General features: G+C 74.3%; 9 protein-coding genes and 1 pseudogene. 5 read left to right on the top strand and 5 right to left on the bottom strand.

From position 1 onward, the window contains the following. Nucleotides 1-11: 11 nt before the first annotated feature. Entirely contained in the window at nucleotides 12-1,619 is a 1,608-nt protein-coding gene (locus tag AB0D49_RS05505) for a glycoside hydrolase family 13 protein (RefSeq protein ID WP_362751138.1), read from the top strand. Between the two features lie 252 nt (nucleotides 1,620-1,871). After that, entirely contained in the window at nucleotides 1,872-3,923 is a 2,052-nt protein-coding gene (locus tag AB0D49_RS05510) for a phosphocholine-specific phospholipase C (protein WP_362751141.1), read from the top strand. A 54-nt stretch (nucleotides 3,924-3,977) separates the two neighbouring features. Here AB0D49_RS05510 and AB0D49_RS05515 read toward each other — a convergent pair whose 3' ends face one another. Then, nucleotides 3,978-5,000 carry a DMT family transporter gene (locus AB0D49_RS05515; protein WP_362751144.1) on the bottom strand — a complete coding sequence of 341 codons (1,023 nt, stop codon included), beginning with the start codon at nucleotides 4,998-5,000 and terminating at the stop codon, nucleotides 3,978-3,980. Beyond that, nucleotides 4,997-5,800, bottom strand: coding sequence for a phosphatase PAP2 family protein (locus tag AB0D49_RS05520; protein WP_362751147.1), 804 nt, complete (start codon nucleotides 5,798-5,800; stop codon nucleotides 4,997-4,999). The genes AB0D49_RS05515 and AB0D49_RS05520 overlap by 4 nt, the downstream gene beginning before the upstream one ends. Nucleotides 5,801-6,072: 272 nt before the next feature. On the opposite strand from AB0D49_RS05520, the gene AB0D49_RS05525 reads away from it, so the two are divergent. Continuing rightward, nucleotides 6,073-6,723 (top strand): TetR/AcrR family transcriptional regulator C-terminal ligand-binding domain-containing protein, encoded by a 651-nt coding sequence (locus AB0D49_RS05525; protein WP_362751150.1) that lies wholly within the window; start codon nucleotides 6,073-6,075, stop codon nucleotides 6,721-6,723. Between the two features lie 154 nt (nucleotides 6,724-6,877). Here AB0D49_RS05525 and AB0D49_RS05530 read toward each other — a convergent pair whose 3' ends face one another. Then, the gene (locus AB0D49_RS05530; RefSeq protein WP_362751153.1) at nucleotides 6,878-8,131 is read right to left on the bottom strand and encodes a DUF2510 domain-containing protein; all 1,254 of its coding nucleotides are present in this window, start codon (nucleotides 8,129-8,131) and stop codon (nucleotides 6,878-6,880) included. Nucleotides 8,132-8,259: 128 nt separating this feature from the next. Between AB0D49_RS05530 and AB0D49_RS05535 the strand changes: the two are divergent. Then, nucleotides 8,260-8,409 (top strand): annotated as a pseudogene (locus tag AB0D49_RS05535) (NTP pyrophosphohydrolase); the annotation flags it as partial. Between the two features lie 328 nt (nucleotides 8,410-8,737). On the opposite strand, the gene AB0D49_RS05540 reads toward AB0D49_RS05535, so the two are convergent. Beyond that, nucleotides 8,738-9,901 (bottom strand): anhydro-N-acetylmuramic acid kinase, encoded by a 1,164-nt coding sequence (locus tag AB0D49_RS05540; RefSeq protein WP_362751156.1) that lies wholly within the window; start codon nucleotides 9,899-9,901, stop codon nucleotides 8,738-8,740. A gap of 20 nt (nucleotides 9,902-9,921) precedes the next feature. Next, a complete protein-coding gene (locus tag AB0D49_RS05545) occupies nucleotides 9,922-11,175 on the bottom strand; it encodes an MFS transporter (protein ID WP_362752067.1) in 1,254 nt (417 codons plus the stop codon). A 248-nt stretch (nucleotides 11,176-11,423) separates the two neighbouring features. On the opposite strand from AB0D49_RS05545, the gene AB0D49_RS05550 reads away from it, so the two are divergent. Beyond that, nucleotides 11,424-14,108, top strand: coding sequence for an AAA family ATPase (locus AB0D49_RS05550; protein WP_362751159.1), 2,685 nt, complete (start codon nucleotides 11,424-11,426; stop codon nucleotides 14,106-14,108). Nucleotides 14,109-14,210 lie beyond the last annotated feature (102 nt).

Consider the following 14,210-nt stretch of genomic DNA (forward strand, 5'->3'; position numbering starts at 1 on the left):
GGCCAGCAACCGTGGCACAGCCCACCCCTGCCCAGCAGCACCTCGACTGGTGGCGGTCCGCCGTCATCTACCAGGTGTACGTCCGCAGCTTCGCGGACGGCGACGGCGACGGCACCGGCGACCTCGCCGGGGTCCGCGCGCGCCTGCCGTACCTCGCCGAACTCGGCGTCGACGCGCTGTGGTTCACCCCGTGGTACCTCTCGCCGCTCAAGGACGGCGGCTACGACGTCGCCGACTACCGGACCATCGACCCGGCCTTCGGCACCCTCGCCGAGGCCGAGAAGCTCATCGCCGAGGCACGCGAGCTGGGCATCCGCACCATCGTGGACATCGTGCCCAACCATGTCTCCGACCAGCACCCCTGGTTCCGGGCGGCGCTGGCCGCCGGGCCCGGCAGCCCCGAGCGGGAGCTGTTCCACTTCCGGCCCGGCCGCGGCGACCAGGGCGAGATCCCGCCCAACGACTGGCCCTCCCAGTTCGCCGGGTCCACCGAACCGGTGTGGACCCGGCTGCCCGACGGCGACTGGTACCTCCATCTGTTCACCCCCGAACAGCCCGACCTCAACTGGGACCACCCGGCCGTGCGCCGGGAGCACGAGGACGTGCTGCGGTTCTGGTTCGAGCGGGGCGTGGCCGGGGTGCGCATCGACTCCGCCGCGCTGCTCGCCAAGGACCCCGCGCTGCCCGACTTCGTCGAGGGCCGTGACCCCAACCCGTTCATCGACCGGGACGAACTGCACGACATCTACCGCTCCTGGCGCCAGGTCGCCGACGACTACGACGGCATCTTCGTCGGCGAGGTCTGGCTCCCCGACACCGAGCGCTTCGCCCGCTATCTGCGCCCCGACGAGCTGCACACCGCGTTCAACTTCGCCTTCCTGTCCTGCCCCTGGGACCCGGCGCGGCTGCGCTCCTCGATCGACGAGACGCTCGCCGAGCACGCCCCGGTCGGCGCCCCCGCCACCTGGGTGCTCTGCAACCACGACATCACCCGCACGGTCACCCGCTACGGCCGGGAGGACACCGCCTTCGCCTTCGCCACCAAGGCGTTCGGCACCCCCACCGACCTGGCGTTGGGCGAGCGCCGGGCCCGCGCCGCCGCCCTGCTGTCGCTGGCCCTGCCCGGCGCGGTCTACCTCTACCAGGGCGAGGAACTCGGGCTGCCCGAGGCGGACATCCCGCTGGACCGCATCGAGGACCCGATGCACTTCCGCTCCGGCGGGGTCGACCCCGGCCGAGACGGCTGCCGGGTCCCGCTGCCCTGGAGCGCCGCGGAGCCCTACGCGGGCTTCGGCTCCCGGCAGGAGACCTGGCTGCCGCAGCCCGCGGGCTGGGCGGCGTACGCCGCCGGCCGGCAGGCCGACGACCCGGGTTCGATGCTGCGGCTCTACCGGGACGCGATCCGGCTCCGCCCGGTGTTCGGCGAAGGACCGCTCACCTGGCAGGACGCCCCGGACGGCGTGCTGCACTTCAGTCGGGCGGACGGGTCCCGGTGTGTGGTCAACCTCGGCGCGGACCCCGTCCCACTCCCCGCGCACTCCGCACTCCTGCTCAGCAGCGGCCCGCTGGACGACGAGGGCCGGCTCCCGCGGGACACGGCGGCCTGGCTGCGCGACTGAGCCCCCCCCCGCGGTATGCCCGCACCGCTCAGGCCCTGACCTCCCCGTGCCGTGCCGGGTGCGACCTCCCCGGCGCGGCACGGGGCTCCAGCGGGCGCCTCCACCGCTTGCGCACCTCTCGTACCGCCGAGTTTCACACGCGCGCCATCGCACCCTTCCCTGACGTTTGGTGCTCTTGGAACACTCCTTTCGCGCGCAAAACATCACCATCCCGACCGGTCGAGGCTCCACAGGACGAGAGGTCGCTCAGTCATGCCCGAAGTCAATCGGCGTAAGTTCCTCCAGATCGCGGGCGCCACCACGGCGTTCTCCGCGCTGTCGAGCAGCATCGAGCGCGCCGCCGCGCTCCCCGCCCACCACCGCAAGGGCACCATCGAGGACGTCGAGCACATCGTCGTCCTGATGCAGGAGAACCGCTCCTTCGACCACTACTACGGCGCGCTGCGCGGGGTGCGCGGCTTCGGCGACCCGCGCCCGGTCGTGCTCGACAGCGGCAAGTCGGTGTGGCACCAGACGCGGAACGGCACGGAGGTGCTGCCCTTCCACCCGGACGCCGACGACCTCGGGATGCAGTTCCTGGAGGGCCTGCCGCACGGCTGGACCGACGGCCAGCACGCCTACCACGGCGGCAAGTACGACGCGTGGCTGCCCGCCAAGGGCACCACCACCATGGCGTACCTGACCCGCGAGGACATCCCCTTCCACTACGCCCTCGCCGACAGGTTCACCGTCTGCGACGCCTACCACTGCTCGTTCATCGGCTCGACCGACCCGAACCGCTACTACATGTGGTCCGGGCACACCGGCAACGACGGCAAGGGCGGCGGCCCGGTCCTCGGCAACGACGAACTCGGCTACGACTGGACCACGTACCCCGAGCGCCTGGAGGCGGCCGGGATCTCCTGGAAGATCTACCAGGACATCGGCGACGGCCTGGACGCGGCCGGAAGCTGGGGCTGGATCTCCGACCCCTACCGCGGCAACTACGGCGACAACTCGCTGCTCTACTTCAACAAGTACCGCACCGCGAAGCCCGGCGACCCCTGGTTCGACAAGGCCCGCACCGGCACCGACGTCAAGAACGGCGACGGCTACTTCGACCGGCTGCGGGCCGATGTGAAGGCCGGGCGGCTGCCGCAGATCTCCTGGATCGCCGCCCCGGAGGCGTTCTCCGAGCACTCCAACTGGCCCACCAACTACGGCGCCTGGTACATAGCCCAGGTCCTGGACGCGCTCACCTCGAACCCGGCCGTGTGGGCGAAGACCGCGCTGTTCATCACCTACGACGAGAACGACGGCTTCTTCGACCATGTGGTGCCGCCGCTGCCGCCGAAGTCGGCCGCGCAGGGCAAGTCCACCGTCGATGTCTCCCTCGACCTCTTCCCGGGCGGCGGCGGCCGTCCGGCCGGTCCCTACGGGCTCGGCCCGCGCGTGCCGATGCTGGTGGTCTCCCCGTGGAGCAAGGGCGGATACGTCTGCTCCGAGACCCTCGACCACACCTCCATCGTCCGTTTCATGGAGCGCCGCTTCGGCGTCCTGGAGCCCCAGATCTCCCCTTGGCGGCGGGCGGTCTGCGGCGATCTGACGGCCGCGTTCGACTTCTCCCGCAAGGACACCCGGCCCACCCGGCTGCCCGACACCGACGCCTACGAGCCGCCGGACCGCGACCGCCACCCGGACTACCGGCCCACCCCGCCCGCCGACCCGGACATGCCGAAGCAGGAACGCGGCTCGCGCCCCACCCGGCCGCTGAAGTACGCCCCGCTGGTGGACGGCTCGGTCGACGCGGCGGCCGGGAAGTTCACGCTGGGCTTCGCCTCCGGCGCGAAGGCCGGAGCCGCCTTCCTGGTGACCTCCGGCAACCGCGAGGACGGCCCCTGGCAGTACACCACCGAGGCCGGGAAGTCCCTCGCCGACACCTGGAACTCGGCCTACTCGGGCGGCTCCTACGATCTGACCGTGCACGGCCCCAACGGCTTCCTGCGCACCTTCCAGGGCGCCAATCGGACCGCCGGACCCGAGGTCACCGCCCGCCACGACGGCGACGACCTCGAACTGACCGCCACCAACGCGGGCACCGCCACGGTCACCCTCACGGTCGCCAACGCCTACGGCGGCCGGGCGCGCACACTCCGGGTCCGCCCCGGCGCCCGCGCCGCCCTCACCGTGGACCTGGAGCGCAGCCGCCGCTGGTACGACGTCACCGTCACCTCCGACGCCGACCCGGCGTTCCTGCGGCGCTTCGCCGGACATGTGGAGAACGGCCGACCGGGGGTGAGCGACCCGGCGATCATCACCGACTAGCGCCGGGATCGTTCTGGCGCCGCGGTGGGGGTCCGGTCCCGGCCGGGCCCCGGCTCACCGTGCCGTCAGGTGCCCCGGACCGGAGTCCGGTTGGCGGGGCGCCGGTATGCCGCCCGGCCGGGCCTGGCCGGTGGGCCCGGTGGGCGCGGGGTGCCGGGAGGGCGCGGGCCGTATGACGGGCGGAGGTTGTAGGGAGGGCGCGGGCTGCGCGGCCGGCGTGGGGTGCACGGGGGGTGCGGGTGGTGGGGCCGGGCGGGGGCGTGGTTCGGCGCGGGACAGCAGGACCACCCCCCACGCGGCGAGGCCCGCGCCCGCGAGGGCGAGCAGCACCCCGGCCGGGCCGCCCCGGAACCGCTCGCCCAGCAGCGTCAGCCCGATCACCGCGGCGGCCACCGGATTGGCCAGGGTGACCACGGCGAGCGGGGCGCCGAGCCCGTCGCGGTAGGCGGTCTGGGACAGCAGCAGTCCGCCGCCCGCGAAGGCCGCGACCAGCACGGCCACCCCGACCACCTGGAGGCTCAGCAGCGAGGCGGCACCGGCGGTCGCCGCCACCGTCACGGTCTGGGTGAGCGCGGAACCGACCCCGGAGGCGACCCCGGACGCGGTGGCGTGCCGCAGGCCCGGCCGGACGCCGGGGAAGCACAGGACGGCGATCAGCACCGCCGTGGCGCCCGACACCAGCAGCGCCTCCCGCACACTGAGCACGTCGTCCGGCGCCGGGCCGGTGGCGGTCAGCAGCAGCGCGGCCAGCCCGACCAGCGTGAACGCCGTACCCCGCCACTCGGTGGCGCTGACCCGGCGTCCGGCCAGCCGCGCGCCCAGCGGCACGGCGGTGACCAGGGTGAGCGCGCCCAGCGGCTGGACGACGGTCAGCGGGCCGTAGCGCAGCGCCACCACGTGCAGCAGCGCCCCCGAGGCGTTCAGCAGGACCGAGCCCCACCAGGCGCCGCCGCGCAGCAGCCGCAGCAGCCCGGTGCCGGGCGAGCGGGCGGCGAGCCGCTGCTGTGCCACGGCCGCCGCCGCGTAGCCGACGGCGGACAGCAGGGACAGCACGACGGCCAGCAGGGAGGCGTTCATCGGGCCGCCCCGACCAGCGGGGGCCGCTCGGCGGGCCGCCGTACGGCACGGGCGGTGCGGCGGGCGCCGTCCCGGGGGACGGACCGGGGGACCTTGAGCACCAGCAGGGCGGCGGCCAGCAGCAGACCGGCGACGAGGGCGTCGAGCCAGTAGTGGTTGGCGGTGCCGACGATCACCAGCAGGGTCAGCAGCGGGTGCAGCAGCCACAGCGGGCGCCAGCGGGAGCGGGTGGCGGCGATCAGTCCGACGGCCACCATCAGGGCCCAGCCGAAGTGCAGCGAGGGCATCGCCGCGAACTGGTTGGAGAGGGTGTCGGTGGCGGGCGGCCCGTAGACGGAGGGGCCGTAGAGCCGGCCGGTGTCGACGAGTCCGGTCTCCGCCAGCATCCGGGGCGGGGCCAGCGGGAACGCCAGATGCAGTACGAGGGCGGCGGCGGTGAGCGCGGCGAGCACCCGGCGGGCCCAGACGTAGTGGGCGGGGCGGCGCCAGTAGAGCCAGACCAGGAACGCGAGGGTCGCGGGGAAGTGGACGGTGGCGTAGAAGGTGTTGGCCACGCGTATCAGCCCGTCGCCGTGGAGCAGCAGGGCCTGTATCGCGGCCTCGTCGGGCAGCCGCAGGACGCGCTCCCAGTGCCAGACGTCCCGCGCGTTGGCGAAGGCCGACGCGGTACGGCCGTCGGCGAGCAGCCGGCCGAGCTTGTAGACGAGGAAGAGCCCCGCGACGAGCAGCAGTTCCCGCAGGATCGGCGGACGTTGCGGAGGATCGGACCCCGCCCCGGCAGGCTCGGCTGCGTCGGTCATCCCCCGGCCCCTCACTCATGGTGCATGTATAGAGCATCGACACTGGTTCGTATCGATACGCCAGTGTACCGATACGAAGTAGTACCGGTACACTGGCGTATCGGTGGCATTCGGCACATCTGGTTTTCTCCTCGCCGGACCGCCACCGGCCGCACCATCACCGCCGCCCACCCCCCACCCGTCCGGCAGCGCTTCGGCCGTACTTCGGCCGTGCTGCGACAGCGCTTCGGAGGCGCTTCGACCCGGCGCTTCGGCAGCAAGGAGAAGAGCCCATGACGTCGCAGGCCGCGGACCGACCGGAACCGGTCGGCACCTCGCGCCGCTCCAAGCTGACGCCCGAACGTGAGCAGGAGTTCTACGACGCCGTGATCGACCAGCTCCGCCAGTGCGGCTACGACGCGGTCACCATGGAGGGCATCGCCGCGAGCACCCGGTGCAGCAAGTCCACGCTGTACCGGCAGTGGAAGACCAAGCCGGAGTTCGTGGCGGCGGCCCTGCGCGCCCGGCGCCGGGTGCGGTTCGCCGGGGTCGACACGGGCTCGCTCACCGCCGACCTGGTGCTGGCCGCCCGGCTCGCCGGGGAGGCGTCCGCCGACGACACCCGGTTGTTCCAGGCGCTCGGCCACGCCGTCGTCCAGGACCGCAGGCTCGGCCAGGCGCTGCGCGAGGCCGTCGTGGAGCCCGAGGTCGCCGCGCTCAAGGAGATCCTCCGGCGCGGGGTGGCGCGCGGGGAGGTGCCCGAAGGACATCCGGCACTGGAGTACGTGCCCGCGATGATGCTGGGGGTGCTGCGGGCCCGCCCCATCCTGGAGGGCAGACACGCGGACCCGGACTATCTGGCGCGGTTCGTGCAGGTCGCGGTGGTCCCGGCACTGGACCTCGCCGCACCGGCCGCCACGGCGGCCTCACCTCCGGCCCCCTGACCCAGGCCGCCGTCCCGGGATGACCGGACGGTGGCCTGACCGCGCCGCACCGTGGGGACGGGGGCGGCGCGCACCACGGCCGGGCGGGGTACCTCTGGAGCGGAGAGGCGCCCCGCCCGGCCGACCTGGTGCACCTGGCCGGTGCCGGGACCCCTCAGACGCCCTGACCGGAGCCGGAGCCGGAGCCGGCGTCGGCGGAGAGCTGCGAGATGTTCTTGGCTATCTCGTCCAGCACGCCCTCGTTCTCCCCGGCGTCCACACCGATCCGCACGATCACCATGTGCTCCGGATCTGCGGGCGACGGGAACACCAGCGACTCGACGATGCCGTCGGCGCCCTTGCTGGTGACGGCCTTCCAGCGGACCTGGTAGCCCTTCTGGCCGACCACCGTGACCGCCTTGGACGCCAGCACCTCGTGCGAGGTGATCGCGCCGTAGGTGGTGCCGCCGTAGGACTCCTCGGCGTTGGCCTCGATGTCCGCCTTCGCTATCTCCTCCGGGGTGTTGCCCTTGGTGCCGTGCATCTCCGCGGGGGCCGAGTACGCGCCGCCCTTGGTGCAGTTCTTGGACGTGTCGCCGGGGCACTTGTACTCGTCGTCGGAGGTGATCTGGGCGCCGACGCTCATCGCCTGCCCGGTCCAGCCCTCCGGCACCTCGATGCTGATGGCGTTCGCCGGGTCGTTCACCCTGCCACCGCCCTCGACCTCCGGCGGCAGGGACTGCTCCGGCGTGGGCGACGGGGCGCCCTGGCCCGGCCCCTCACCGAACGGCCCGCCCTGTCCGGGCCCGCTGGGGCTCGGCGAACCGCTCCCCGCCTGGTCGCTGCCCCCGCTGTCCTCGCTGGTCAGCGCGTACACCCCGACACCGATGCTGGCGAGCACGACGGCCGCGATCCCGATGGCGATCCCGGTCCGGAGCCCCTTGCGGCGGGGCGGCACGGGCTGCCCCGGGTAGCCCGGGTAACCGGGATAGCCGGGATGGCCGCCCAGGTACTCGGGCTGGCTCAGCTGACCGTACTGGCCGGGCTGGCCGGGTTGGCCGTACTGTCCGGGCTGACCGTACTGGCCGGGCTGGGGGTGGCCCGCCCCCGGAGGTGTCGGGTACGCGGGGTACGCGGGGTAGGCCGGCTCACCGGGCGGCGGTGCCGCGGGGGAGGGGGCGTCCACCGTGGTGTCCGCGGGCTGCTTGCCGAGCGGCACGGCGGCCGTCGGCGCGTCGGGGGCGGGGTCGGAGACCGGCGCCGCGTCCCCGTCCGCCTGGGGCTGCCCCGGGGGACCCCACGCGGCGGCCGGGGCCGCGGGACGGGTCCGCTCCGTCCATGCCTTGCCGTCCCACCAGCGCTCGGTGGGCGGACCGTCACTTGTCTGCCCGGGGTCGGCGTACCACCCGGGAGGAGTCACCTGCGTCATGCCCCCACCGTATGAGGCATCTGTGAAAGCGGGATGAGAGGGGCGGGCCACAACTCGGCGACGCTTCCCGGCCGCACGCGCACCCGGGACGGCGGACCGGCGCCCGCCGCCCTCCTACGCTGGCCCCCATGCCCGCATCCGACCGCACCTTCACCGTCGCCCCGCACCTCGAAGTCCCGCGCCCCGCGCCGGGCGAACGCTGGACCGTCGGCGCCGTCGTCCTGCGCCCCGACGGCACCGCCTTCGCGCAGAAGCGCAGCGCCGACCGCCGCCTCTTCCCCGGCACCTGGGACGTGGTCGGCGGCCATGTCGAACCCGGCGAGTCCCTGCTCGACGCCCCGGCTGGCGCCTGCGGCATGTCCGGGAACTCCTTGCCGTCAGCACCTGGGACGGCGACGACGGCGCCGGGCGGCGCCACGAGGCCGACTACCTGGTCGACGTCGACGGCGACCTGGACCACCCCGCACTGGAGCCAAGCACTCCGCCTGCGGCTGGTTCGGCCCCGGCACCCTCGACCGCCTCAAGGAGAACCGCGGTCCGGGCGAGTACCTGATCCACGACCTCATCGCGAAGGCCCTGCGGAACGCCCCCTGGACGCCCCGGACGTCAGGACTCGATCACCAGCCGCCGCGGCCCCCCGTCCGGCACCGGCGGCGGCAGCCGCAGCCCCGCCCGGCCCGGCGTCAGCGACCCCAGCACACTCGGATGCCGGGCGCCCGTGGCCGCCGGGTCGGTGCCCGCGAGACCGTGCGCGGTGAGATACCCGAGGACGGCGAAGGCGTACGCCTCCTTGGCGTCGGACGGCAGGCCCAGCGCGTCGGTCGGCCGCACCGGCACCCCGGGCAGCGCGTCCGCCAGCATCGCCATCAGCGTCGGATTGCGGGTGCCGCCGCCCGAGGCCAGGACCTCCGTCGCGCCTACCGCGCGCACCGCGTCCGCCACCGTGCGCGCGGTCAGCGCGGTGAGCGTGGCGATCACGTCCTCCGCCGACAGGGTGCCCCCGACCTCCGCCAGGGCGTCCCGCAGATAGCCCGGGTGGAACAGCTCCTTCCCGGTCGTCCTCGGCACCGGAAGCGCGTAGTACGGCTCCCGGAGCAGGGTCTCCAGCAGATCGCCGCGCACCCGCCCGGCCGCCGCCAGCCGCCCGTCGGTGTCGTGGCGCAGCCGCCCCCCGCTGAAGCCGCGCGCCGCCGCGTCGATCAGCGCGCACCCCGGACCCGTGTCGAAGGCCGTGCCGTCGGGCGCCGTCAGGTTCGCGATCCCGCCCACGTTCAGCGCCACCGGCGTCCCCGGCCGGTCCCGCAGCCACAGTGTGTCGAACAGGCTGACCAGCGGCGCGCCCTGGCCGCCCGCCGCGATGTCCCGGGCCCGGAGGTCGGCGACCACCGGCAGCCCGGTCGCCTCCGCGATCCACGCGGGCTGCCCCAGCTGGAGGCTGCCGCGCACGGTCGTGCCCTCCGTCCAGTGGTAGAGGGTCTGCCCGTGCGAGGCGACCAGCTCCGCCCGCCCCGCGCACAGCTCCCGGTCCGCGCGGACCGCCAGCGCCGCGAACGTCTGCCCGATCCAGGTGTCCAGACGGCACACCTGAGCCATCGTCACCGCGGCGGGCGGCAGCGCCGCCGCGAGCAGCTCCCGCACCTCCTCCGGGTACCCCTCACTCACCATCCCGAGCGGGCGCAGCCGCAGCACGTCACCGTCCCGCCGCAGGTCGGCCGCCGCCGCGTCCACCGCGTCGTACGACGTGCCCGACATCAGCCCGATCACCCGCATGACAGCCTCCTCACCCTGGTTCACCCTGGTTCACCCTGGCTCCGCGTCCGTGCGGGCGTCGGGCGGGACGCCAGGGCCAGCGCGCTCACCGCGCAGGCCGCCGCCGCGTAGTACGCCGGGACGTCGGCGTCGCCGGTCCGTTCGACGGTCTGGGTGATGACGAGGCCCGCACAGCCCGAGAACACCGCGTTGGACAGCGCGTAGGCGAGTCCCAGACCCGTGTAGCGGACCGTCGTCGGGAACATCTCCGCCAGCATCGCCGGACCCGGCCCCGCCATCAGGCCCACCACCGCCCCGGCCCCGCACAGCGCCACGCCCTTCGCCGTCAGGGACGCGGCCGGGTCCTGGAGCAGATCGAACAGCGGCAGCGCGAGCACCACCACGCCCGCCGCGCCCGCCAGCATCACCGGGCGGCGGCCCACCCGGTCGCTGAGCCGCCCGGCGGGCAGGATCGCCGCCGCGAACCCCGCGTTGGCGAGCACGGTCGCGATCAGCGCCTGCCGGAAACTCGCGTCCAGCGTGCTCTGCAAGTACGACGGCAGCACCACCAGGAACGTGTAGCCCGCCGCCGACCAGCCCATCACCCGCCCGGCGCCCAGCGCGACCGCCCGCACCACCTCCCGGCGCGGCGGACGCACCCGTACCGCGCGCGCCTGCTCGGCCCGGAACCGTGGGGTCTCCGCCAGCCGCAGCCGTAGCCACAGCGCCACCGCGCCCAGCGGCACCGCCAGCAGGAACGGCACCCGCCAGCCCCACGACCGCACCTGATCCTCGGTCAGCGCGGTCGCCAGCACCGCCGCCACCCCGGCCCCGCCCAGCAGCCCCAGCGCCACCGTGAACGACTGCCACGCCCCGTACAGCCCCCGCCGTCCCTCGGGCGCGAACTCCGTCATCAGGGCGACCGCTCCGCCGAACTCCCCGCCCGCCGACAGCCCCTGCACCACCCGCGCCAGCGTCAGCAGCCAGGGCGCCAGCGCGCCGACCGTCGCGTATGTCGGCAGCAGCCCGATCAGCGCGGTCGCGCCGGTCATCAGGGACACCACCAGGATCAGCACCGGACGGCGGCCCCACCGGTCGCCGAGCCGCCCGAACACCGCTGCGCCGACCGGCCGGAAGAAGAACGCCAGTGCGAAGGAGGCGTATGTACGCACCAGCGCCTCGGCGTCCCCGCCGCCCTCCGGGGTGAAGAACCGCTCCGCGATCACCGTGGCGAAGTAGCCGTAGACGCCGAACTCGTACCACTCGATGAAATTGCCCACCGAACCCGCCACCACGGCCCGTACCCCGGGCCGCCGCGGGTCCGCCCCGGACGGGCCGGACGGCTTGCGGAAGGTGTCGCTCACTCCAGGGCTGTTGACCGCGCGGGCGCCCCGCAAACCCCGTCGCACGCCCGGCGCGCCGCCCGACGGTACGTCCGTTCACCCACCCCGGCAACGGCTGCCCGATACCCGCCACCCCGACCCCCACCGGGCGGCTACGCTCAGCCTTTGTACGTCGTTCGGGCGACTGGGGAGGTAGCGGGATGACGGAGGAACGGCCCCCGGCGGCTCCGCTGTGGGAGCGGGACGAGGAAGTCGCCGCCCTCCGGCAGGCCGTGGAGAGCGTGCGGGCCGAGGGCTCCTCCTCGGGCGGACTGCTGATGCTGCGCGGCGACGCCGGATTCGGCAAGACCGCGCTGCTCACCCAGACCCGCAGGATCGCCGAGTCCCTCGGCTGTACCGTCTGGTCCGCCCGTGGCGGCGAGACCCTGCGCGCCGTCCCGTACAACGTGGTGCGCCAACTGCTCCAGCCCGCGCTGATCCCCATGCACCCCGACGAGGCCCGCGCCTACCTCGGCGACTGGTTCGACGCGGCCGGACCCGCCCTCGGCATAGCGGAACCCGGCGAGGTCCAGCCCGACCCGCAGGGCGTCTGCGACGGCCTGGTCGTCGCGGTACGGCGGCTCGCCGAGCGGGAGTGGCCACTGGTGCTGATGGTCGACGACGCGCACTGGGCCGACCAGGAGTCGCTGCGCTGGCTCGCCGCGTTCGCCGAACGCCTCGACGACCTCTCCGTCCTCGTCGTGATCGCCCGCAGACCCGGCGACGTCGGCGGCGCCCGCGCCCGCCACCTCGACCGGCTCGCCGCCCTCAGCGACCGCGACTCCCAGCTCAGCGCCCTCACCCCGGACGCCACCGCCGCCCTCACCCGCGCCACCGTCGGACAGCACGCCGACGGACCGTTCTGCCGCCAGGTCTGGGCGGTCACCGCGGGCAATCCGTACGAGACGGTGGAACTGCTCGCCAAGGTCCAGGACAGCGAGATGGAGCCCGTCGAGTCCTCCGCCGACGAACTCCGTGGCCTCAACCGCACCGCCCGCGGCGGCGGCCTCGCCGACCGGCTCAGCGAACTCGGCATCAACGCCACCCGGTTCGCCTGGGCCGCCGCGATCCTCGGCAACGGCATCACCGTCGACCTGGTCGCCCAGCTGATCAGCGTGGACCGCACGGAGGCGGTGCGCTGCGCCGAGCTGCTGCGCGGCGCCCGCATCCTCACCGCGCCCGACCCGGCCAACGCCACCGTGGGCGGCGGCGACCTGGAGTTCGTACACCCGCTGATCGCCTCCGCCGTCTACCAGTCCATCCCCGAGGCACTGCGCACCGCGATGCACGGCATAGCGGCCGGACTCGTCCTCGCGTCCGGGCTCGGCGCCGCCGCGGCCTCCCGGCATCTGCTGCCCATCCACCCCGAGGACGACGCCGAGATCGTCGAACAGCTGCGTGAGGCCGCCCGCGAACACCTCGCCGTGGGCGCCCCGGACGCCGCCCGCCGCTGTCTGGAACGCGCGCTCCGGGAACCGCCCCGGCAGCAGGTCCACGCCCAGGTGCTGTTCGAACTCGGCTGCGCCACCCTGCTCACCGCGCCCGCCACCACCATCGACCACCTCCAGAACGCGCTGGCCACACCCGGCCTCGACGGCGGCGAACGCGTCGACGCCGTCGTCCGCCTCTCCCAGGCACTGCTCCACAACGACCAGCTCGACCAGGCCGTCCGCACGGTCGAGGCGGAGGCCGCCCGGCACTCCGAGGGACCGGCCCGGATGCGGTTGCAGGCCGTCCAGTACATGTGGGAGGGCATCTACGGCGAGATCGCCACGCCCGGCCGCTCCGAACGGCTCGCCGCCCTCGCCCGCACCTGCACCGGCCGGGACAACTCCGAACGCGCGCTGCTCATCCTGCGCGCCTTCGACGCCATGACCCACGGCGAGAGCGCCGAGGAGGTCGTCGAGTACTGCGACCGCGCCCTCGTCAACGAACGGCTCGCGCCCGGACTCGGCTGGACCGACACCGAGTGGGGCATCGAACTGCTGATGATGCTCGGCAGCAGCTATGCCTACGCCGACCGGCTCGACCGCGCCGAGAGCCTGTTCACCGAGGCGCTGCGCGCCTACACCACGGCGGGCTGGAGCGGTGGTCATCTCTCGCTCGCGCACGCCTTCCTCGGCATGGCGCACCGCAGACGCGGACGGCTCCGCGACGCCGAGGAGGTGCTGCGCGAATCGCTCCGGCTCGCCGAGCGGGTCGGACGGCGACTGCCCCTGCACTGGTCGGCGACGTGCGGACTGGTCGACACGCTGCTCGCCCGCGGCCATGTCGAGGAGGCGTGGAACGTCGCCGAGCAGTACGGCTTCACCCCGCCCTATCCCTCCACGATCGTGCTGCCCGACCCGCGCACCGTACGCGGCCGGCTGCTGCTGGCCGTCGGCCGCACCGAGGACGGGGTGAGCGAACTCGAAGCGGCCGAGAAGGCGGCAGCGGCTCGCGGCGGCCACAACCCGGTGCTCGCGCCGTGGACCGTGGATCTCGCGCTGGCCGTCGCCGCCGAGGACCCGGACCGTGCCGCCCGGCTCGCCGCCGACGCCCGCGGCCAGGCCGAACGCTTCGGCACGGACACCGCGATCGGCGAGGCCCTGCGCTGTGCCGCCGCCCTGGAGACCGGCCAGCGCAAGGTCCGGCTCGCCGCCCAGGCGGTGACCTACCTGGAGTCCTCGCCGTGCCAGTTCGAACACGCCGCGGCCCGGATCGAACTCGGCATCGCCACCCGCTCCGCGCCGGAACTCGACCGCGGACTGACCCTGGCCCGCTCGTGCGGCGCGGACGGCCTGGTGCAGCGGGCGGAGGCGGCGCTGCACGGGGTGGAGCGGGCGGGCGGCGGCTTCACCTGGTGAGCGGGGGCGCGCCGCTGGTGAGCCTGGAGTGACCCGGGAGTGAGTCGCAGAGTGAGCCGGGATGGGGTCGGCGGCCGGGCGGCCCGGTGAGGCGTCGGGCGT

Origin of the sequence: Streptomyces sp. NPDC048290 (assembly GCF_040652095.1) — a bacterium.
In the GTDB taxonomy this organism is placed as follows: Bacteria; Actinomycetota; Actinomycetes; order Streptomycetales; family Streptomycetaceae; genus Streptomyces.

Excerpts from the sequence above, each read along its gene's own strand:
- AB0D49_RS05510 (WP_362751141.1), top strand. The coding sequence starts at position 1,872 with ATGCCCGAAGTCAATCGGCGTAAGTTCCTCCAGATCGCGGGCGCCACC.
- AB0D49_RS05515 (WP_362751144.1), bottom strand. The coding sequence starts at position 5,000 with ATGAACGCCTCCCTGCTGGCCGTCGTGCTGTCCCTGCTGTCCGCCGTC.
- AB0D49_RS05520 (WP_362751147.1), bottom strand. The coding sequence starts at position 5,800 with ATGACCGACGCAGCCGAGCCTGCCGGGGCGGGGTCCGATCCTCCGCAA.
- AB0D49_RS05525 (WP_362751150.1), top strand. The coding sequence starts at position 6,073 with ATGACGTCGCAGGCCGCGGACCGACCGGAACCGGTCGGCACCTCGCGC.
- AB0D49_RS05530 (WP_362751153.1), bottom strand. The coding sequence starts at position 8,131 with ATGACGCAGGTGACTCCTCCCGGGTGGTACGCCGACCCCGGGCAGACA.
- AB0D49_RS05540 (WP_362751156.1), bottom strand. The coding sequence starts at position 9,901 with ATGCGGGTGATCGGGCTGATGTCGGGCACGTCGTACGACGCGGTGGAC.
- AB0D49_RS05550 (WP_362751159.1), top strand. The coding sequence starts at position 11,424 with ATGACGGAGGAACGGCCCCCGGCGGCTCCGCTGTGGGAGCGGGACGAG.